This is a genomic window from Actinoallomurus iriomotensis, assembly GCF_030269445.1.
GTDB lineage: Bacteria > Actinomycetota > Actinomycetes > Streptosporangiales > Streptosporangiaceae > Actinoallomurus > Actinoallomurus iriomotensis.
On the sequence record NZ_BSTJ01000018.1, the window covers coordinates 81,786 to 102,290 of the forward strand.

At 73.8% G+C, this 20,505-nt stretch carries 15 protein-coding genes and 1 pseudogene; 3 read left to right on the forward strand and 13 right to left on the reverse strand.

What is annotated here, in order from left to right; genetic code table 11:
• Window positions 1-1,758: 1,758 nt before the first annotated feature.
• The 10 genes and pseudogenes from QSK37_RS47480 to QSK37_RS47525 form a co-directional block, all read right to left on the reverse strand.
• A pseudogene (locus QSK37_RS47480) lies at window positions 1,759-3,762 on the reverse strand (alpha-(1->3)-arabinofuranosyltransferase domain-containing protein); the annotation flags it as partial.
• Window positions 3,750-4,994 (reverse strand): glycosyltransferase family 4 protein, encoded by a 1,245-nt coding sequence (locus QSK37_RS47485; RefSeq protein ID WP_285635564.1) that lies wholly within the window; start codon window positions 4,992-4,994, stop codon window positions 3,750-3,752. The gene QSK37_RS47485 and the pseudogene QSK37_RS47480, both read right to left, overlap by 13 nt.
• Window positions 4,995-5,026: 32 nt before the next feature.
• A complete protein-coding gene (locus QSK37_RS47490; protein ID WP_285635567.1) occupies window positions 5,027-5,803 on the reverse strand; it encodes a glycosyltransferase in 777 nt (258 codons plus the stop codon).
• 3 nt (window positions 5,804-5,806) lie between these two features.
• On the reverse strand, window positions 5,807-5,938 hold the full coding sequence (locus tag QSK37_RS47495) for a hypothetical protein (RefSeq protein ID WP_285583051.1): 132 nt from the start codon (window positions 5,936-5,938) through the stop codon (window positions 5,807-5,809).
• Window positions 5,938-7,617, reverse strand: a complete 1,680-nt coding sequence (locus QSK37_RS47500; protein WP_490246511.1) for an MmpA family trehalose lipid delivery protein — start codon at window positions 7,615-7,617, stop codon at window positions 5,938-5,940. Before QSK37_RS47500 ends, QSK37_RS47495 begins: the two co-directional genes overlap by 1 nt.
• Window positions 7,566-7,967 carry a T6SS immunity protein Tdi1 domain-containing protein gene (locus QSK37_RS47505; RefSeq protein ID WP_285635571.1) on the reverse strand — a complete coding sequence of 134 codons (402 nt, stop codon included), beginning with the start codon at window positions 7,965-7,967 and terminating at the stop codon, window positions 7,566-7,568. The genes QSK37_RS47500 and QSK37_RS47505 overlap by 52 nt, the downstream gene beginning before the upstream one ends.
• Window positions 7,968-8,057: 90 nt before the next feature.
• Window positions 8,058-10,235 (reverse strand): acyl-CoA dehydrogenase family protein, encoded by a 2,178-nt coding sequence (locus tag QSK37_RS47510; RefSeq protein WP_285635573.1) that lies wholly within the window; start codon window positions 10,233-10,235, stop codon window positions 8,058-8,060.
• Window positions 10,236-10,273: 38 nt separating this feature from the next.
• Window positions 10,274-11,446, reverse strand: a complete 1,173-nt coding sequence (locus QSK37_RS47515; protein ID WP_285635575.1) for a DUF5005 domain-containing protein — start codon at window positions 11,444-11,446, stop codon at window positions 10,274-10,276.
• 41 nt (window positions 11,447-11,487) lie between these two features.
• Entirely contained in the window at window positions 11,488-11,793 is a 306-nt protein-coding gene (locus QSK37_RS47520; RefSeq protein ID WP_285635577.1) for a Trm112 family protein, read from the reverse strand.
• On the reverse strand, window positions 11,790-12,554 hold the full coding sequence (locus tag QSK37_RS47525; protein WP_285635579.1) for a class I SAM-dependent methyltransferase: 765 nt from the start codon (window positions 12,552-12,554) through the stop codon (window positions 11,790-11,792). The genes QSK37_RS47520 and QSK37_RS47525 overlap by 4 nt, the downstream gene beginning before the upstream one ends.
• A 142-nt stretch (window positions 12,555-12,696) precedes the next feature.
• Here QSK37_RS47525 and QSK37_RS47530 point away from each other — a divergent pair, with 142 nt between their 5' ends.
• Genes QSK37_RS47530 through QSK37_RS47540 form a run of 3 tightly spaced genes read left to right on the forward strand, consistent with a single transcriptional unit; the run spans window position 12,697 to window position 15,647 of the window.
• The gene (locus QSK37_RS47530; protein WP_285635582.1) at window positions 12,697-13,422 is read left to right on the forward strand and encodes a class I SAM-dependent methyltransferase; all 726 of its coding nucleotides are present in this window, start codon (window positions 12,697-12,699) and stop codon (window positions 13,420-13,422) included.
• Window positions 13,419-14,288, forward strand: coding sequence for a DMT family protein (locus QSK37_RS47535; RefSeq protein WP_285635585.1), 870 nt, complete (start codon window positions 13,419-13,421; stop codon window positions 14,286-14,288). Before QSK37_RS47530 ends, QSK37_RS47535 begins: the two co-directional genes overlap by 4 nt.
• A 45-nt stretch (window positions 14,289-14,333) precedes the next feature.
• The gene (locus tag QSK37_RS47540) at window positions 14,334-15,647 is read left to right on the forward strand and encodes a serine/threonine-protein kinase (protein ID WP_285635588.1); all 1,314 of its coding nucleotides are present in this window, start codon (window positions 14,334-14,336) and stop codon (window positions 15,645-15,647) included.
• An 18-nt stretch (window positions 15,648-15,665) separates the two neighbouring features.
• Here the strand turns inward: QSK37_RS47540 and QSK37_RS47545 are convergent, their stop codons facing one another.
• The 3 genes from QSK37_RS47545 to QSK37_RS47555 all read right to left on the reverse strand — a co-directional run bounded on the left by QSK37_RS47545 (window position 15,666) and on the right by QSK37_RS47555 (window position 20,447).
• Window positions 15,666-16,631, reverse strand: a complete 966-nt coding sequence (locus QSK37_RS47545; RefSeq protein ID WP_285635591.1) for a hypothetical protein — start codon at window positions 16,629-16,631, stop codon at window positions 15,666-15,668.
• 315 nt (window positions 16,632-16,946) lie between these two features.
• Window positions 16,947-18,089, reverse strand: coding sequence for a hypothetical protein (locus QSK37_RS47550; protein ID WP_285635594.1), 1,143 nt, complete (start codon window positions 18,087-18,089; stop codon window positions 16,947-16,949).
• Between the two features lie 159 nt (window positions 18,090-18,248).
• A complete protein-coding gene (locus QSK37_RS47555; protein WP_285635597.1) occupies window positions 18,249-20,447 on the reverse strand; it encodes an acyl-CoA dehydrogenase family protein in 2,199 nt (732 codons plus the stop codon).
• Between the last annotated feature and the right edge of the window lie 58 nt (window positions 20,448-20,505).

Here is a 20,505-nt window from a genome sequence, read left to right on the forward strand (position 1 = left end):
CGCCGCCGCCTCACCCGCGCGCCCGCCCACCCGGCGCCGGGCCACGACCGTACGGGGCGTGAGCCGGATCGGCCACAGCGCGGCGACGAGGAGCAGCGGCAACAGCCCGATCCCGGAGAACAGGGCCGCCCGATAGACCCGGTCCGGCCCGTACGTGAGCCGGACGGCGCCGGCCGTGCCCTGCGGGACGATCCACGCCTGCCGCCAGCCGTCGAGCCGTACGGGGCGCAGCGTCCGCCCGCCGACCGTCGCCCGCCAGCCCGCGTTGTAGTTCTCGTCGACGGTCAGGTACGACTCCTGCTCGGCGTCGACCTCGACGGTGCGGGCCTGGGAGGTCCACCGCGTGACCCGCACGTACGACTGCCGTGCGGGCGGTACCGAGGCGATGCCGGCCACCGGGTCCACGACCGCGGAGTCGATGCGGAAGGAGTCGAAGGCGACCGGGTCCAGGGTGTTCGCGCCGGCCCTGAGCCGCACGGTGCGGCACGCGGTGAAGCGCAGGGGCCGCCCGGCGAGCACGTCGGCGAAACCGCCGCTCGCACGCGTCGGCACGGTCCTCCCGTTCACCCGGAGCTTCGGCCCGAGTCCGCACCGCAGTGACAGGTTCGCCGCCGGCAGCCGCCGCAGGTTCGGCACGTGCGGGATGACGATGTCGGTGACCTGCGGCGTCTCCCCCGGGAACCGCAGGGTCAGGCGCGCCGTGCGCATCGGGGCGATGGTCAGCACGCCGTCGGCGCCGATCACGCCCTCCCGCCACTGGCCGCGGTCGCCCTCGACGCGCACCGTCAGCAGGCCGCTCGCGCCCGGCGGACGTCTGATCGTGATCTTCCGCACCACGGTCGCGCGCCGCCACCTCAGGGCCAGCGCCGGGTCGGTGTCGCCGTCGGCCGGGATCCAGGTGGTGGCCGGGTCGCCGTCGAAGGCCGAGCGCGCCATCCCGGCGGGTTCGTTCGTGGCCGCGGAACTGGCCGCGACCGTGACGCGGGGATCGGTGCTCATGTACCGCTGGATCAGCGCGGTGTCGGTGAGCGCCGCGGTGCCGGTCAGCCGCGCCCTGGCCGCCGCCGGCGCGGTGAAGGTCCGGTCGAAGGCGAAGCCCTCCTCGTCCTGCCGCTGCAACTGCGGCGAGCAGACCCAGCGGATCGGTCCCGGCATGCAGGCGGGCACCCGACCCGGGGCTCGGGTCATGACGGCCGTGCCGCCGCCGGTCACCGCGGGCAGCCGGTACTGGCGGAGCGCCTGGACGCCGTCGACGTGCAGCTCGGACAGGCCGACGCGCGCCCCGGACGGCACGAGCGGCTGCTCGGCGAGCGCCAGGACGCGGACGCGCAGCCACGTCGTCGGGCCGGGCGCGACCGCCAGCGGCTGGGCGGCCGAGGTGCGCGCGACGTTCTGCTCGACCCGGCCGCTCTGCGTCAGGATCTCGATCCGGCTGGGCGGCGGCCCGAGCCAGGAGTCCTGGCTGAACACCGCCGTCACGTTCTTCGGCGTCACCGACCGGCCGAAGTCGACCTTGAGCCACTGCCCGACCGGGCCGTTCCAGCCGCCGGTCTCCCACCGGGTCCAGGGGTTGCCGTCGATCGCGGCGTACGGCAGGGCGCCCGGGTCGTCGATCTGGGCGATCGAGTCGATGTCGGAGGCGGAGGAGGACGCGGTGACGTCCTTGATTCCGGTGTACGTGGCGACCGTCGAGTAGCGGTCCCAGGCGTTCTCCATGAAGTCGCGCTCGTCGCCCGGCCGGCCCGGTCTCTCGTCCGCGGTCATGGTCGGGGAGGTCTGCCCGCGCAGCTCACCGAAGTTGCGCTGGACGCGGCGCAGCGAGTCGGACACGGCCGTACGTCCCGGCGCCCCCGGGCCGTCGTCGTCCAGCAGGACGGGCCGCCCGTCCAGCAGCCCGTTGTCGGCCAGGGTCAGCATGGCCTCCGGCGAACCGTACAGCCGCAGCGCCTGGTCGACACCCGTCATGCCGACGACGCCGTCCGCGTCCGCGACCTCGAAGACCTCCACGGCCGGGTACGGCTGGTCGACCGTGTTCACCGCGTCGCCGGGCAGGGTCGTGCCCGCGGCGCCGCCGAACGACGCGACGCGGCTGATGCCCGGCGAGGAGTCCAGCGCCTCGTGGACGCGGGCGGGCCACGCTCCGCGCAGGTCGTCGCGCTTGAGGTCGTTGCGCACCAGGACGTACCGGACGCCCATGCGGCCGAGCACCTCGGTGAGCCCGGCCGAGCCCTGGCCGCTGGTGAGCCGCTGGTCGATCGCGTCCATCAGACGGGTCAGCCCGGCCGAGCCGGCCGGCACGATCTGCCGCTCGGCCCACCGGGCGGTCATCAGCGGCTCGGTGACCTCATCGAGCGGCCGTCCCCACAGGTACTCGGCGAAGCGCGAGCCGGGGACCGTGATCACTCCCTGGTTCCCGGCGTGGGCGTTGAGCCAGGACGTGGCCTGACGCCAGTACGGCGGCACGGACGTGAAGTCGCCGCTGACGGACAGGCCGGTGCCGAGCGCGGACACGCCGACCCCGGCGAGCGCGACGAGTGCCGCCGCCACGGGCCGGGTCCGGCGTCTCTCTCCGCCGAGCGGCGTCAGCAGGTGGACGAGGCCCAGGGCGAGCGGCAGCCGGACCAGGCCGTCGAACTTGTACAGGTTGCGGAGCGGCGACAGCGGCCCGTCGATCCACTGCCGGACCTCGCCCGCGAACGGCCCGGCGTGGCCGGAGACGATGACGGTGACACCGAGCAGCAGCGTGACCAGCAGGAACGTGCGCTCCGGCAGCCCGCGCCGCGAAAGGCCGGCGACGCCGAACGCGGCCACCATGGCGGTGGCGAGGACGGGCAGGGTCCGGCTCAGGAACAGGTGGCCGAGCGGCAGCCACGGGCTCCCGTCGACCAGGAGCATGTTCGTCCATCGTTCGGTGCCGCGCAGGATGTCGGCCAGGCTCGTGGACGAGGTCGTGGTGACGGCCTTCTCGGTGTAGGTCAGCCAGGAGAAGGCGTACCGGCCGAGCAGGACCAGCGGCACGGACCACCACGCGGTGGCGCACGCCACCGCCGCCGCCCACCACGCGAGGAGCCGGACCCGCGCGGTGCCGCGCGGCCGGGTGAGCACGAACAGCGCGGGCACGACCACGACGGCGAGGACGGCCGTGGCGTTGATGCCGCCGCAGCACGCGACCGCCAGTCCCGACCGCGCCGCCGCCCGGATCCGGCCGCCGTCGCGGCGGGTGGCGGTGGCCAGCGGCACGATGATCCAGGGCAGCATCGCCAGGGGCAGGTACTCCGAGGAGTTGATACCCATCACGGCCAGCGCGTGCGGGCTGAGCGCGTACGCCATCGCGCCCGCGAGCCGGGCGCCCGGCGAGCCGATGCCGAGCCGTTCGGCGAGTCGCCGCGTGCCGAGGAACGCCGCGCACAGCAGCAGTGCGAGCCAGAACCGCTGGACGATCCAGGCCGGCAGGCCGATCAGGTGTCCGAGCACGTAGAACGGCCCCATCGGGAACAGGTAGCCGGCCGCCTGGTTCTGCAGCTGACCGAACTGCTCGACGTCCCACAGGTGCAGCGCCCGGCCCAGGAACCGCGCCGGGTCGATGGGCAGGTCGATCTTGGTGTCCGGGATGATCTTTCCGGGCCGCGTGGCCGTGGCGAGAAGGCACAGGCAGGCGCAGCACAGCAGGACGCGCAGCCGCTCGCGCAGCACCGGATCCGGCTCGCCGGCCTCCTCCCGTGACGGCCGCTCCGCGACCGCCGTCTGCGTCACCGCGGCCATCCACCGGCCCGTCCGAGCAGCCGCTCGAGCTCGGTGGCCGTACGGACCGGCTCCGCCTCGCACCGCTCCAGCACCTCGTCGCGGACCGGCCCCTCCACGACCCGCTCCCCGTCCGCGTCGCGGACCACGATCGCCTCCGGCCGGGCGCTGTGCGCGGTGCCGCGGCGGACCGCGGCGTCGACCAGCGCGGCCATCCGCGCGGCGCTGCGCGCCCAGTCGAACCGGCCGGCCCAGTCGCGGCAGGCGGCGGCCGTCTCCCGGCGCCGCCGCGGGTCGGCCAGCTCTTTCAGGGCGCGCTCGACCGTGTCCTCGACGTCCTCCCCGGCGGGCACGAGCCAGCCGGTCACGCCGTCGCGGACCGCGTCGCGCAGGCCGTCCACGTCGTAGGCCACGGTCGGCACGCCGAGCGCCGCCGCCTCGGTGACGCTGAGGCCCCAGCCCTCGCCGCGCGACGTGCTCAGGTGCAGGCGGGAGCGGCCGACCAGCGCGTTCTTCTCGGCCTCGGGCAGGTAGCCGTGCAGGGTCACCAGGTCGCCGAGGCCGCGCGCGGCCACGTCCGCCCGCAGCCGGTCCTCATCGGGTCCGCGGCCGACGATGTGCACCGGCGTCTGGAGGCGTTCGGCCAGGTCGAGGAGGCGGCCGAGCCGCTTGTGCGGCACGAGCCGGCTGACGCACACCAGCCCGGCGCCGTCTCCGGGCACGGGCGGCGACGCGGGCGGGACGACGCCGTTCGGCACGACGTACACCGGGCCGGTCCAGCCGAGGCGCTCCCGCATGGCCGTGACCGTGGACGGGGAGACGGCGACGCAGGCGTGACGCCGGTACGCGCGGCGGGCCACCGGGCCCTCCAGGAACCGCCCCACGCGGGCCGGCCCGGCGGGAAAGTGCATGCCGAACTGCTCGTCGTGCACGTGGTGGACCACGCAGAACACCGGCACGCCGCGCGGCAGCACCCACGGGGTGAAGAACGGGATGCCGTTCTGGCAGTCGAGCACGGCGTCCCAGGACCGGCGCCGCGCCAGCATCCACGCGAGCACCAGCGGGTAGATGGTGAACCGGCCGCCGAGGCGTACGATCCGGACGCCGTCGACCGTCTCCCGGCGGCGCTGCCCGCGCGCCCGGCCGGTCACGTAGTCGACCCGCCTGCCGTCCGCGGCGAACCGCCGGGCCAGCTCCCAGGCGTAGCGTTCGGCGCCGCCCGCCGCCGGGTGCCACGGATCGCGCCAGTTCACGACCGCGACACTGTTCCGGTTCTTCGCCCGTCTCATCCGGCCCGGAGTTCGTCGGCGATCGGGACCAGTGGCGGCGCGGCCACCGGCCGGTGTGCCGCCGCGCGGACGCGGAGCAGGTCCCGCAGGCAGCCGGCCGCGTGCCGGGTGATCGAGAACGTCGATCCGGGCATGTCGCGCCAGGTCACCGGGATCTCGGTGATGGCGGCGCCGCGCCGGCGGCAGTGCACCAGCAGCTCGACGTCGAAGGCGAACCCGGCCGTGCGCAGCTCCGCGGCGGCGGCCCGGGCCAGCGGCCCGGCGAAGAACTTGAAGCCGCACTGGGTGTCGGTGACGCCGCCGGTGAGGTCGCGGCAGAGCCGGTTGAAGGTGAGGGCGCCGACGCGGCGGAGCGGGCGGCCGTAGATCTCCACGTCCGACTCCGGATGGCGACGGGACCCGATGATCACCTCGGTGCCGGAGCGGAGCATGGCGAGCACGTCCGGGAGGACGTCCAGGCCGGTGGCCATGTCGGCGTCGCAGAAGCCGACGTACGGCGCGGTCGTGGCGAGCAGCCCGGACCGTACCGCCGCGCCCTTGCCGGGCCGGGGGCAGCGCAGCAGGCGCACCGGCACCGGCCCGGACCATCGCCGGGCGATCTCGGCGGTGGCGTCGGTGCTGGCGCTGTCCACGACGGTGATGGTGGCGGGCACGGGGAGCTCGGAGAGGGCGCCGGACAGGGTCGCCAGGCCATGGGTGAGCCGCGCCGCCTCGTTCCTCGCCGGGATGACGACGTCCAGCGCTCCCTCAGTGGGCCGGCGACGCGGACCCACCGGTCACCGCGTGCCGTAGTTGTACAGCGGCTTGGCGACCGGATCCTTCTCGGACGTCGTGACGACCCGCACGACGCCGAAAGAGGTCAGCAGGGCGAGGACGGCTCCGGCGAGCACGGCGGCGGCGATCCGCATCATGACTCCTTCGGAATTGATCGTTTTTCGAGGTTACTAGTCGGTACTCGCCCGGACCAGATAAATGTCGCAAATGTAATAAACCACGCAATGTAGATCGGCAATCGCGGTACGTGGGACGAATCCTCCGGGGCGGCGCCCGGGAGGCGGTACAGCGTGAGGCCCGGGCCCGCGACGAGGCGTTCGGCGCCGGCGAGCCGGCCGTCCGGCGCTCCGGCGTCGACGGCGACGTACTTCACGCCGTGCGCGGCCAGCGGCGCGGTCAGCGGGTCGCCGGAGCGCACGAGGGCGTCGAGCTCGCGGGCGCGCGGCTCCTCGGCGGCCAGGCCGATGTCCCGCCCGCCGGACACGGCGACGCTCACGCCGTCGTCGACGATCACCCGGGCGGGCAGGTACCGCGGCAGCGGGTCCAGCACGCGCCGCCCGCCGTTCCACGGGTAGCTCCGGTAGGCCGCCCAGGGCAGTACGAGCACGTCGCCGGGGTCGGCGGCCACCGCCGTACGGGCCCGCGCCCAGTCCGCCGGGTAGTGCACCGCGCGGAGCCGCCCGCCGGCGCCCCAGGCCAGCCCGGGCAACAGGAGCAGCGGGACCAGCAACGCGGGCGCCGTCCAGCCGGGCAGGCGGGCGGTGGCCCGGCCCGCCCCGGCTGCGACCAGCACCGCCAGCGGCGCGACGTACTGCTGGCCGTCCCGCAGGAACGCGAAGCCCGGCCACAGCCCGATCGCGCCGCGCAGCACGCCGGGCACGACCGCGCCGAGCGCCGCGAGGGCCAACCCCAGCACGGCGGCCGCGGCGAGCCCGGGAATCCGCCGGCCACGGGCGTACGCCACGATCGCGACGACCACCACGAGGAGCCAGATCGCGGCCGTGAGCCCGCCGCCGTAGCCGCCCGGCACGGTCTCGGCGTTCCAGGCGCCGCCGAGCAGCAGCAGGCTGCCGAGCGTGCCGAACGGCGTGTCGGCGCGCGCGGCGAAGGCGGCCACGCCCGCCGGGTCGGCCGGCGCGCTCGACGCGCGCAGCAGGCTCGGCACGAGCCACGGCAGCGCGAGCAGGAGCAGGATCACCGCCGTGGCGAGAACCGGCCGGACGCCCCGGCGGCGCGCCACCGCGACGACGAGCGCGACCAGGCCGGACACGGCCAGCGCCGCGAAGCCGCCGATCGCGGCCGGGAGCAGCGCGAGCGCCAGCCGCCGGCGATCCCCGCGCGCCGCCGCCGTCACGACGAGCGGAAGCGCCGCGTAGCCGAGCAGGAGCGCCCACTGGCCGAGCAGGAGGCGCTCGGCGACGTAGGGGTTCCAGGCGTAGACGACACCGGCGGCGAGCCGGGGCAGGAGCCGGTCGCCGGGCACCAGCGTGGACGCGGACGCGCCCGCCAGCACGAAGATCGCCAGCAGGATCGCCTTCTGCACCGCGTCCGCCGGCGCGAGATGGGACAGCGCGGCCACGACGGCGTCGCTGGGCACGTGCCGCGGCAGCATGCCCGTCAGCCCGAACGTCGCCTCGGACAGGGCCGGCCGCGGCACGAAGACCATGTCGTAGGCGAGCACGAACCCGGGGGCGAGCGCGGGTCCCAGCGCCAGCACGCCGAGCAGGAGCCCGGCGCCGGCCGCGACCGCCGTGTGCCGGCTCAGCCGCCGACCTGAGCCTGGAACTGGGCGACGAGGTCGAGGAACACCCAGACGTCGCCGATGTCGTAGGTCTCCGGGGCCTCGGTGCCGCCGACGAACGGGTACGGGGTGGCGATGTAGACCTGGTCCGGGCCGAGGGAGCCGAGGCGGTCGCGGATCTCCTGGACGTGGTCGGGGCGCAGAACGTATTCCGCGAAGCCCGGCTCGCGCAGGATCGTGTTCGCGAACTCCGTCGTATCCGCGAACTCCCCGTAGCTCTTGGCCGCCGACCGGTACGGGTGCAGCACGCCGTGCTCGCCGGTGTCGCGGCCCGCCATGAAGACGTGGCCCAGATCCGAGTAACCGACGACGATGTCGAACTGCTCGAAATGCGGCGCCCAGGCCGGCGCGGCCTCAGCCATGGGGAGGGGGTCGATGAGCCGGAAACATTCGTTACTCACCCGGCCATCCAAACACGCGAGTGCGTCCGATCTGAGCACGATGCCCGGATCTCACGGGTCGCGCGGCAGGCCGAGCAGGCGTTCGGCGATGACGTTCAGGTTGACCTCGGTGGTGCCGCCGCCGATGGTCATGGCGCGCGAGGCGAGGAGCAGGCGGGTCCAGTGCCTTCGCCGCCCGTCCGTGTCCCGGCCGGTCAGCGCGCCCTCCGTGCCGAGCAGCCCGAAGCCGTACTCCGTCACCCGCTGGCCGTGCTCCATGCCGACGAGCTTGCCGACGTTCGCGGTCGCCCCGGCGTCCACGCCGGACAGCTGCTTGAGGACGGCCCGGTCGCCGAGCAGCGCGAACACGTGCGCGTCGGCGGCGAACCGGCCCAGGGCGTCGCGGACGACCGGGTCCTCGGCGACGCCGAGGTCCTCGGCGAGCGCGAACAGGCCCGGCACGTCGGCGCCGAGTTGCCAGCCGGTGGACAGGTTCACGCGCTCGGCGGTGAGGGTGCCGCGCGCGACCTGCCAGCCGGCGTTCACCGCGCCGACCACCATCGCGTCCGGCACGAACACCTCGTCGAGGAACACCTCGTTGAAGATCTGCTCCCCGGTCAGCTCCGCCAGCGGGCGCACCTCGATGCCGGGCGCCGCCATGTCGACCAGGAAGTAGGTGATGCCCTGGTGCTTGGGCGCGTCCGGGTCGGTACGGGCGACGCAGATGCCCCACTGGGCGTACTGGGCGAGCGACGTCCAGATCTTCTGCCCAGTGATCTTCCAGCCGCCCTCTGTTCGTTCCGCGCGGGTGCGCAGCCCGGCCAGGTCCGAGCCCGCCCCCGGCTCGCTGAAGAGCTGGCACCAGACGATCTGCCCGCGCAGGGTCGGAGGCAGGAAGCGTTCCTGCTGCTCGGGCGTGCCGTGCGCGGCGAGCGAGGGCACCACCCAGGCGCCGATGAGGAGAGCAGGCGGGCGTACTCCGGCGGCGCGCAGCTCCTGGTGGATGACGACCTGTTCGAGGGGCGAGGCCGCCCGGCCCCAGGGCCGGGGCAGGTGCGGCTGGACCCAGCCGCCCGCGGCCAGCGCCTCGACCCGCTCCGCCTCGCCGAGCGCGGCAAGCGCCGCGACCTCCGCCCGGATCTCGCGCCGCAACGGCTCCGCCTCGGCGGGCAGGTCGAGCTCGTGGTCGCGGGTCACGCCGGACCGGGCGAGGGCGGCGACCGACGCGCGGTGCTCCGTCGCGCGGCCGAGCAGCGCCCGAAGGGTCAGCGCCCGCCGGTAGTACAGGTGCGCGTCGTGCTCGTAGGTGTAGCCGATGCCGCCGTGCACCTGGATGCAGTCCTGGGCGGCGGAGACGGCCGCGTCGGGGGCCAGCGCGGCGGCGACTCCGGCCGCGTACGCCACCTGGTCGCCGGAGTCGTGGCCGGCCGCGTACGCCGCGTCCCAGACGGCGGCGCGGGCGCGTTCGAGCTCGACCAGCATCCGGGCGCACTTGTGCTTGACGCCCTGGAACTGCCCGATCGGGCGGCCGAACTGCTCCCGCGTCCGCGCGTAGGCCGCCGCCGTGTCGACCGCCCACCCGGCGACGCCGCAGGCCTCGGCGCCGAGTATCACGGCGGCGATCGCCGGCACGTCCGGCCGGGCGAGCCCGGTCAGCACCCGTGAGGCGGGCACGCCGTCCAGCCGGACCCGCGCCACCCGGCGTACCGGATCGAGACTCTCCAGCGGCTCGGCCGCGACCTCGGCGGCGGAGATCACGACCCACTCCTCGCCGTCGCCGGTCGCGACCGGCAGCACGAACAGGTCGGCGGCCAGGCCGCCCAGCACCGGCTCGGCGACCCCGTCCACGACGAGCGCGCCGCCGTCGCGGCGCCCGGTCAGGCCGCCCGCCAGGGACACCGCTCCGCAGCGGGTGCCGTCGGCGAGGCCGGGCAGGAGGTCGCCGGCCCCGGCCGCGAGCAGCACCGCGCTCGCCCAGACGGTGGGGACGTACGGGCCCGGGGCGAGGGCGCGTCCCATCTCCTCGACGGCGACCGCCAGTTCGACCAGCGAGAAGCCCTGCCCGCCGTGCTCCTCCGGCAGGTGCAGGCCGAGCAGGCCCTGACCGGCGAGCGCCCTCCAGTGGTCCGGCCGCCCGTTCGCGTCCGGGCCGAGGGCCGCGCGGACGGCCTCGCGCGGGATGTGCCGCGCCGTGAAGGCGCGTACGGATGCGGCGAGCTCCTGGTGCTCGGCGGTCAGTCCTATGCCCATGCGCCCACGATAGATCAAATCCGAATGCCATTCGGTCCTCAGCAGGCGCGGTACCAGCCGGGGGCGATCGACGTCGGACGCGCGGGTGGTGCGGAGTAACCACGGCGGAAGACGCCGAGCGGAGCGGAGACGAACCTCGGCCGGTAGACCGACGCCTGCCGGAGGTTCTGCGGCACGCACCGCCGGTCCACGAGCGAGGTGTTGACGTTGTAGGAGAACACGACGCGGCCCCGCCCGCTCAGCTCCGGATGGACGCGCGCCTGGTAGACGAACCAGCCCGAGGCGGTCTCCGGCGCCCGGTAGACGACCGCGCTGTCCGCGGCGCGGAACGGGCCGGCCGGCGAGCCGGCCAGGTAGGCGACCATGTCGCCGTCGCCGAGGTCCGCCGAGGGGCGGCGGGTGACCAGCGCGTACCGGTCGCCGACCCGGGCGATCCCGAACCCGCTGTCGACCCGGGTCGGCAGCTCGGCGGCGCGGGCCGGGTCCGCCGACCAGCCGGACCCGGTGTCGTACCACCAGGAGGCCGGGTCGGCGAGCCGCCCGCGCGGGGCGCGCGCGACGTACAGCCACTTGGGCCGGCCGGGCCGGTCGAGATGGCCGCGGTAGCCGTAGACATAGGTCCACGGCCCGTCGTCGGACAACGCCGCACCCCACATGACCGGCGTACGCCCGGGCGGGACCGGGCCGGCCGGCAGCTCGCGCACGCTCTCAAACCGGAGGCCGGGCAGCGAGAACGTCGCGACCGCCACGCCCTGTTCGGTGAAGTCCCACGCCGCGCCGGAGCCGTTCAGCCGGTGGTAGAACTCCACGACCCTGCCGTTCCGCACGCGGCCGTCCCCGGCCCAGTACCAGCCCGGGACGCCGGGTGGCGGGTTGACCGGGCTGTCGCCGGACACCGTGGTGAACCCGTCACGGCCCTGCACGACGACGGAGTTGTGGACGAGGCGGGCTGAGGTCCGCGAGCCGTCGGCGTTCACCGGGCCGAGGTAGGTGTCGGAGAAGAACCAGGCGATCCGGCCGTCGGGGAGCCGTACCGACGTGGTGCCGTCGGCGCCGTCCCACTGCCCCGGCCCGGCCCTGTCACCGGCCCGCCGCCACTGGGCGTTCACCGCGCGGTCCGGCACCGCCGCGGGCTGCCCTCCGCCCGGCGAGCACCCGGCCAGCAGGGCCGCGGCGCACGCGAGGATCCAGGCGTCAGGTGCTCGGAACATCGGCGACCGTCGTGACGGGAACGGTACGTACGAGGGAAATGCTATTCGATGCCGTTTTCGCCGCGTCCGGTCGTCTCGCCCCGTCCGAGCGTGGCCGCCGCCTCGCCGCGCCGGGCGCGGGCGGTCAGCGTCGCGTGGCGTTCGGCGCCGGCCTGCTCGGCCTCGCCGGCGAGCAGGACCGGGATGCCGTCCTCGACCCGGTACCCGAGGCGCAGGCGCGGGTTGTAGAGCAGGCCGTCGCCGGGGAAGTACAGCAGCGCCTCCTTGTCCACCGGGCACGCCAGCAGCGGGAGCAGCCGGGCGTCGAGCGTGGCGGCCTCCTCGCGGCGGGGCTCGGTGGCCGTCACGGCTCGCGTCGCAGGATGAGCAGGAGGTTCCAGGTCAGCAGCTCGCGCAGCCCCGGCAGCCGGACGAGGAAGCCGCACCAGCGCGGGTAGTAGCGGGGCCGCGCCTCCAGCACCGTGACGTCGTCGCGGGCGCGGACCAGCCGCAGCACCCGCCCCGCGCCGACCGCGAACAGGCTCGTGCCGTACCGGTTCTTGGGCGGATGCCCGTGCCGCCGGGCGTAGCGGCGCGCCGCGTACCCCCCGCCGAGGAAGTGCCAGGGCGAGGTCTCGTGACCGCCCCAGGGCGAGAGCCAGAGCGTGTACGCCAGGTAGACGATGCCGCCGGGCCGGGTGACCCGCACCAGCTCGTCGATGAACGCGGCCGGATCCGGCACGTGCTCCAGCACGTTGGAGGAGAAGCTGACGTCGACGCCGGCGTCACGCAGCGGCAGCCGGCAGCCGTCGCCGACCAGGGCGCCCGGCCGGGGGCCACCGCGTCCGGACAGCTCGCCGGGGTCCACCTCGACGAGGAGGCCGCGCGCGCCGCGGGCGTCGAAGGCGTCCGTGAAGTACCCGCTGCCGCCGCCGACGTCCAGGACCGTACGGCCCGCGAGGTCCACGTGGCGTTCGATCTGCCGTACCGCGTCGCCGGCGAGCAGCGCGTAGAAGCCGTCCGGGTCGGACTGCTCACCGAGGAAGCCGCGGAACAGCCGCAACGAGCGGAACCGGCCGGGCGCGACGGACCCGACCGGCCGGCGCGGAAGCGTCCGGGGTGCGGCCATGCGCTCTCTCCTGTCGGGGCCGGTGGGGGTGGAGGGACGGCGTTGACAGTGGATGATAACCGCCACAGAATGGCGCAAATCGGTCCACGGCTCGATCGATCCGCGACGAGACCGCCCAGGTGCGCGGGAGGGAGCGGTCAGGGTGACGACCGGCGACGGCGCACTGCAGCGGTTCTACGAGGACCCGGGCGTTCCCCTCAGCTCCGGTGCCGGCCGAGCCCGGCGGCAGCTCCGGATGGTCGAGGCCGTTCTCGCCGGGGCGGACCGGCCCCAGGTCATCGTGGACGTCGGCTGCGGCGACGGCGCGGCCACCCGCCTGGTACGGCGGCTCGGGCACACGGTCGTGGGCGTCGACTGGTCGATGACGGCGCTGCGGACCGCCCGGCGCCACGACCTCCTGCTCATCCGCGGCGGGCTCGACGCGCCCGGCCTTCCTCTGGCGGACGGCAGCGTCGACCTGGTCATCTTCAGCGAGGTGATCGAGCACCTCGTCGACACCGACTCCGCGGTCGACGAACTCCACCGCGTGCTGCGCCCCGGCGGCCGGCTCCTCCTCTCCACGCCGAACCTCGCCGCCTGGTACAACCGCGGCCTGCTCGCCCTCGGCGTCCAGCCGATCTTCTCCGAGGTCAGCATGCGCGGCGTGTACGGGCGGCCGGGCCGCCAGGTGGCCGGTCACCTGCGGATGTTCACCAAGCGGGCGCTGACGGAGTTCCTCACCGCGCGGGGCTTCGTCTGCGAGCGCGTGGACGGCGCGCCGTCCCACGTCGTGCCCGGCGTCCTGCGCCCGCTGGACCTGCTTCTGTGCCGGTGGCCGTCGGCCGCCAGCATCCTGCTCGTCCAGGCGCGGCGCCCGGAACGACCGTGATCCTCGGCGTGGTGCTGGCGCTCGTCGCCACGCTCGCCTACAACGCCGGGTTCGTACTGGAGAAGGGCGCGCTGTCCGCGCTGCCGCCACTGGACGTGCGGCTGCCCTTGACGCTGGTCCGGGCACTGGTGACCGCCCCCCGCTGGCTGGCCGGGTTCGGGCTGATCCTCGCGGGGCTGGCCGGTCAGCTCGTGGTCCTGACACGCGTCCCGCTGACCGTGGCGCAGCCGGTGTTCGCCTCCGGGATCGTGTTCCTGCTCCTGCTGAGCATGACGGTCCTGGGCGAGCGGCTGACCGGGCGGGAGTGGACCGGGCTGGCGGGCATCGCGGCCGGGGTCGCCTGCGTCATCGCGTCGCTGGACCCGCGCACGGACGTCCCCGGGACGGGCGGCCACCTGGTACGCGTGCTGCTGGTCGCGGTGCCGTCCACGCTGGCCGGGGTGGCGGTGTTCGCGCGCGGGCGGGCGCGGCCCCGCCCGGCCGGTGACGTGCCGTACGGCCTGGCGGCCGGCATCGTGTACGGCGTCGCGGGGATGGTCTCCAAGGGCCTGTCGGCGTCGATCGACTTCCACGGCCCGGCGCCGATCGTCACCTCGGCGCTGGCCTCGCCGTACCTGTATCTGCTGGTGCCGGTGACCCTGACGGGCTTCGTCGTCTTCCAGACGGCGTTGCAGCGCGGACGCGCGTCGATCGTCGCTCCGGTGTCGACCGTGGTCTCCACGCTCTACACCGTGGTGGCGGGCACCCCGATGTTCGGCGAACACCTCCCGCCGGACCCGGCCGACCTGACCCTCCGCCTGGCGGGCCTGGCGCTCATCACGATCGCCCTGTTCCGCCTCCCGCACGACGGCACCCCCACGGGCTGACATACACAATTGTCCATCTGAGAGCGGGACGGCTAGGGTCGGCGCGTGAACGATCTCGGCCGGCTCCTCGCTCACCGATACCGGCTCACCGATCTCTTGGGGCAGGGCGGCATGGGAGCCGTCTGGCGCGCTCGCGACGAGCAGCTGAACCGGGAGGTCGCCGTCAAGGAGCTCCGGTTCCCCGAGCATCTGAGCGCCGCCCAGCGGCAGACCTGGATCGCGCGGCTGGACCGCGAGGCACGCGCGGCCGCACGGTTGAAACACCCCGGCATCATCACCGTCCACGACCTGGTCGTCGGTGATGACGAACGGCCCTGGATCATCATGGAACTGGTCCATGGCCGGTCCCTGCACGACCTCCTCAAGACCGAAGGACCGCTGCCGCCTCAGCGCGTCGCCCGGATCGGCCTGCGGATCCTCGACGCCCTACGCGCGGCGCATCAGGTGGGCGTCACCCACCGCGACATCAAGCCCGCCAACGTCCTGCTGGAGGGCGATCGAGTCGTCCTGACCGACTTCGGCATCGCCGCCGTCGACGACGACGCCACCCTGACCCGCTCCGGCGAGATCATGGGGACCCCCGCCTTCATGTCACCCGAGCAGGTACGCGGCCTGCCGGCCGGCCCCGCCTCCGACCTGTGGTCGCTGGGCGCGACCCTCTACACGGCCGTGGAAGGCCGTCCCCCGTTCGGCGGCAGCAGCTCGGGAGCGGCCTTCGTCGCCGTCGCGACCGAGGACCCCGCCACCGCCGTCCACGCCGGCCTCCTCGAACCGGTCATCAGCGCTCTGCTGCGCAAGGATCCGGCTCAACGCCCGACCGGCGACCAGCTCCACGCCGCACTGACCGGGCTCGTCTCCGGTCACCCGGCACACGGCCAAGCGCCCGTCCACCAGCCGCCTCCGCCACCCTCGACCCGGCGCGACCGGCGTCTCTGGCCCGTACTGGCCGTCGCGGCGGTGACCGTCGTGGTGGCCGCGGCGGCGTTCGCGTTCGTGTTCCGTACCGGCGCCGACTCCACCTACGACCACAACCTGCGCATCGCCAGGGACCTGGGCGCGCCCAGCGGCTACACCCGCACGTCGGAGAAGAACACCGGGGGCGGCCGAGCGCAGGTGACGCTCACCGCCGAGAACACGTGCGGCGCGGGATGCCCGACCTCTGCCACGTATGCGGCGTGCCAGACCGTGAACGGCTGGCTGAAGACAAGACACGGCATCGCGGCCGTGAGTCCCCCCGTGCTGGCCCTGGACGGCAGGAGCTGCGTCATCGGGATCCAGCCCGTCCGCGTCCCCGGCGTCATCAAGGCCGAGGTGGTGCTCCAGAGCGGCCGGACCCTCCTGCGGATCGAGGCCGCCTGATCGCGGGCCTCGCGACCTCTAGAGACCGTTGTAGGTCTTCGGATCCTTGGCCGTCCAGGAGCCGTTTCCATCGGCGTTCGCGACGCCACCCGAGTACACCCGCCGGTAGGCGGAGAACCTCGGGCACGGGACCGGCCCGTCGCCGCAGACCAGGGCGGACACACGGAAGGGCCGGCCCTGGTCGTCCACGGTCGTCGTCTGCGACACCCCATCGGCGCTCGCGTCCACCAGGATGCGGAACTCGCAATAGTGCTTGCTGGTCCGCGCGACGACGCGATAGGCGAACCCGTCGTCCTTTTTCAGGTACTGCACGTTGTCGGCGAAATAGTCGGCACCCAGTTGCTGCCCGGAGTCACCGTCGACCAGTTTGCGAGCGACCGGCGCCGGACTGTCGAGATCGAATCCGATCTTGCCGATCGGCATCGCCGGACCGGCGGGCGGAGAGTAGAAGACGGTTCCGGCGAGCGGATCCCGGCACTGGGACGCGAGCCTGATCCGGTCGACGCGCACCTGGCTCGCCGCCCGGGTGGCCAAGTTGAGATCGATGGCGATGCCATCGGACTTGACGGCTCCCACCTGCGCCATGCTGGACAGGTAGTCGTGGAGGTCGCCCTGTGTTCCGCCCCTGTTCCTCGCCTGCTGGATGCGGGCGATCCGGGCCGGGGTGAGTTCGACCGGGGAACCGGCCACCCAGATGTCCTGGTCGAGGTCCTCCAGCACCCTCGCCGCGGCGGTGACCAGCGGAATCTTGGCCGCCGAGCGCGCCGGCGACGTCGCGGACGAGGCCTGAGAGTCGCCATCGACCAACTTCTGCGCGACGCCGGTGATCACAGACGTGGCGACGCTCAACGCTATTGCCCCCGCAGCGGCCAATAGTCGCGTGGTCGCCCGCTTGTACCAAGGCTTCCGCACAGCCGTTCTCGCCGCTCGCCGCCGTGCGCCGATCCGCTTCGGCCGTGACGAAGGCACGATCAGCCCCCTCAAGCATGACGGTTCTTTGCCGGATAGCAGTCTTTCCTGGGCGTACGGCCCAGGAGAGCGGTTCGTCGCACAGCGTTATCGCATCTTTACTTACTGTGCTGGCGCCCCGAGGGGCCCGGCGGAGACCTCGAAGGTGAAGCCCCGCCCAGGCTTGCGCTCCAACAGACAATGATGTTCCTTTGATACTAGAGTGATGCGAAGTCGGCTGCTCGACCAACAGCTTGTCGACAAGGTGCTCAAGAACGTCCCGCGAAGCGTCCGGCTTGACCTTCCCGGCCTTGTCCGCCCAGAAGATCGTCAACCCTGAGCATGTAGGCCTTACCGGCGGGCCTGGTGGAACGGGCCGGTGACGATCTGGCGGAGGAAGGGGCGGTTGTAGCGGAGCGGCTCGGCGGAGACCTCGAAGGTGAAGTCCTGCCCGGGCTGCAACCAGCGCCGGCCGATCACCACGGGGCGCTGCGCCCGATAGATCGGCGCCCACGGCGGTGCGTAGTACATGGCACCGGTACGCCTGATGTCGTCGCGCCGGAGCGCGGCGTTGAGCTGCTCCTGGATCGCCAGGGTCGCCGCCGGATCGGGATCGCCCCGCCACAGGTCGTTGATGACCCGGCGCGCCTGCGGATCGCGTTGCCAGCGTCGGACCGCGTCGCGTTCGGTCAGGCACCACGGGTCGAAGTCGCCGCTTCCCGGGAGCGGCAGCCGGCCGGCCATCGGCCCGGCTCCGTGACCCCGGCCGTAGGTCTTGAGCAGGATCGGCATCGCGATGAGCTGCCCGAGGTGGTAGTAGATCTCCAGCGCTCGCCGCAGGCGTTCTTCGACGACCTCGTGCAACCGCCGGCCGGCGGTCCGGTCGAACGCCTGCATGGCGTAGTCGGACGACGTGGCCGCCTCCGCCGCGAGCTGGCGCAGCCGGGCGATCTCGGCGTGACGGCCGTCCTGGGACGCGGTGATCTCGAAGGTGCCCAGCGCGACCTCGGCGTGTTCCCGTACGGAGGCGCACGCCGCGATCATCGCCTCCAGGTGGGCGGCCGGGCAGGGTTCGATCTCCACCCAGCCGGGCAGGTCGGCCGGCAGGTACCTCGGCTCCTCCACCCGGTAGCCGGGGTTGGCCGCGGCCTGGCGGCTCAGCGACAGCCAGCGCTCGACCTGGCCGAAGAACGCCCACACCTGCTCGGCCGTGACCTTGGGGAGGTAGCCGGCCGTGCGGGAGTCGCCACGGTAGTCCGCGTCGATCATCTTGTCGCCCAGCGTCTGCAGGACGTAGGCGTTCCAGGCGTACAGCTGCTGTGCGGCCGCCGCGGCGGGCATGCGCCAAGCGCTGACTCCCTGGCCGGCCAGCTCGCGGCGTACGGCCTCGGCGTCGTCGAGCGCGCGATAGACCCCCACACCGGCCCGCTGGATCGACTCCAGCGTCCGGGCCGGAACCTCCTTGCGGAAGCCGGCGATCACACGCGTCAGCATCCCCGATCGACCGCCGTCCCTTCCCGCTCACCGCCCTGCGCGACCGTTGATCCGACGCTGCCGGCAACCGTCCCGTTCCGGGAACATGATGATACGAGCGGCGGCCGAATTCCCGGCATTCGCCCATCCAGGCCGGTTCCGTACGGGCCTGGCGTCGAACTACTTGCCGGGCTCCGGGTCGCGGGGCAGCCCGAGCATGCGCTCGGCGATGACGTTGAGCTGGACCTCCGTCGTACCTCCGTAGATCGTCATCGAGCGGCTGAACAGCATGTAGCGCGCCCACAGGCCGGTCGCGCCGGTCATGTCCTCCACCGCCGCGACGGCGCCCTGGGACTCCCAGATGAAGTCGGCGACCTGCTGGTTGAACTGCACGCCCAGCAGCTTGCGGACGCTCGCCTCCGCGCCCGGCTCGTGGCCGGAGATCTGCTTCAGCGTCAGGCGCAGGCCGAGCAGGTCGATCGCCTGGCCCTCACAGAGGTACTCGCCCAGCTCGGCACGCTTGACCTGGTCCAGCTCGCGGGCGCCGAAGAAGTTCAGCAGCTCCTTCACACCGGCGCCGAGCCCCGAGCCGCTGGACAGCTGCACGCGCTCGTTGCTCAGGGTGTTGCGGGCGACCTTCCAGCCCTGGCCGACCTCGCCCACCACCCGGTCGTCGGGGACGAACACGCCGTCGAGGAAGACCTCGTTGAACATCGCCTCGCCGGTCAGCTCCCGCAGCGGGCGCACGTCGACGCCCTCGGACTTCATGTCGACGATGAAGTACGTGATGCCGTCGTGCTTCTTCGGCTCGTTCGAGCTGCGGGCGATGCAGATCGCCCACTCGGCCTGCCGGGCCACCGACGTCCAGATCTTCTGGCCGGTCAGCTTCCAGCCGCCCTCGACGCGTTCCGCCTTCATCTGCAGGGACGCCAGGTCCGAGCCCGCGCCGGGCTCGCTGAACAGCTGGCACCACGCCATCTCCCCGCGCAGCGTCGGGGCCAGGAACCGCTCCTGCTGCTCGGGCGTGCCGTACGTGACCAGCGACGGGACCACCCACGCGCCGATCCCGAGCTGCGGGCCCTTGACCTTCGCGGCGCGCAGCTCCTGCAGGATCAGCACCTGCTCCATCGGCGAGGCCGCCTTGCCCCACGGCTTCGGCAGGTGCGGGAACACCCAGCCCTCGTCGCCCATCCGGGCGAACCGTGCCGTGTTGTCCTCGATCGCGGCCAGCTCGGCGACCTCGGCGCGGATGCGGTTGCGGAGGGGTTCGGTGTCCTCGTCCAGCTCGACCTCGACCGCGCGGCGTACGCCGTCGAGCGCGAGCGTCGCGACGGAGCCGGACCAGTCCTTCGCCGGACCCAGCAGGACGCGCAGCGTCGAGGCGCGGCGCAGGTAGAGACCGGACTCGTGCTCCCAGGTGAAGCCGATGCCGCCGAGCACCTGGATGCAGTCGCGGGCGCAGCGGAGCGCGGCGTCGGGGGCGATGACCGCGGCGACGCCCGCCGCGAAGCCCGACTCGTCGGCGGGGTCGTCGGAGGCGCGGGCGGCGTCCCACACGACCGCGCGGGCCTTCTCCAGCTCGATCAGCATCCGCGCACACTTGTGCTTGACGCCCTGGAACTGCCCGATCGGCCGGCCGAACTGCTCACGCACCTTGGCGTACTCCGAGGCGGTGTCGACGCACCACGCGGCGATGCCGGCCGCCTCGGCGCCGAGCAGCAGGGCGGCGAGGTCGAGCACCTCCTGGCCCTCCAGCCCGGTCAGGACCCGGTCGGCGGGCACGGCCACGTCCGCCGCCTCGACCCGGGCCACCCGGCGCGTACGGTCCAGGCTCGCCAGCGGGGTCACGGTCAGCGCGGAGGCGTCCACGGCGACCCAGCGTTCGCCGTCGTCGGTGCTCACCGGCGCCACGATCACGTCGGCCAGGGCGCCGCCGAGAACCGGCTCGACTGTGCCGCTGACGGTCAGGCCCGTGTCGGTACGGTGCCCGGTCAGGCCGGTGGCCAGGGCAAGGGCGCCGATCACGCTGCCGTCGGCGAGGCCGGGGAGCAGCTCCGCGCGGGCCTTGGCGGACTCGTCGGCCCGCAGCAGGGCCGCGCCGGCCAGCACGGTCGGCAGGAACGGCCCGGGCACCATCGCGCGCCCGAGGGTCTCGACGGCCACCGCGAGCTCCAGCAGCCCGGCCCCCTGCCCGCCGAACTCCTCCGGGACGTGCAGCCCGAGCAGGCCCTGCTCGGCGAGGCCGGCCCAGAAGCCGGGGCGGGTCTCCTCTTCGGCGTCGAGCGTCGCGCGTACGACGCTGACGGGTGAGTAACGCATCGCCCAGCCGCGCACCGCGTCGGCCAGTGCCTCGTGCTCCTCGGTCAGCCCGATCCCCATGTGAAACACCCCATTCGCGACGTCCTCTGAGGCCTACCCTAGAGGCCGCCGGGCGGGT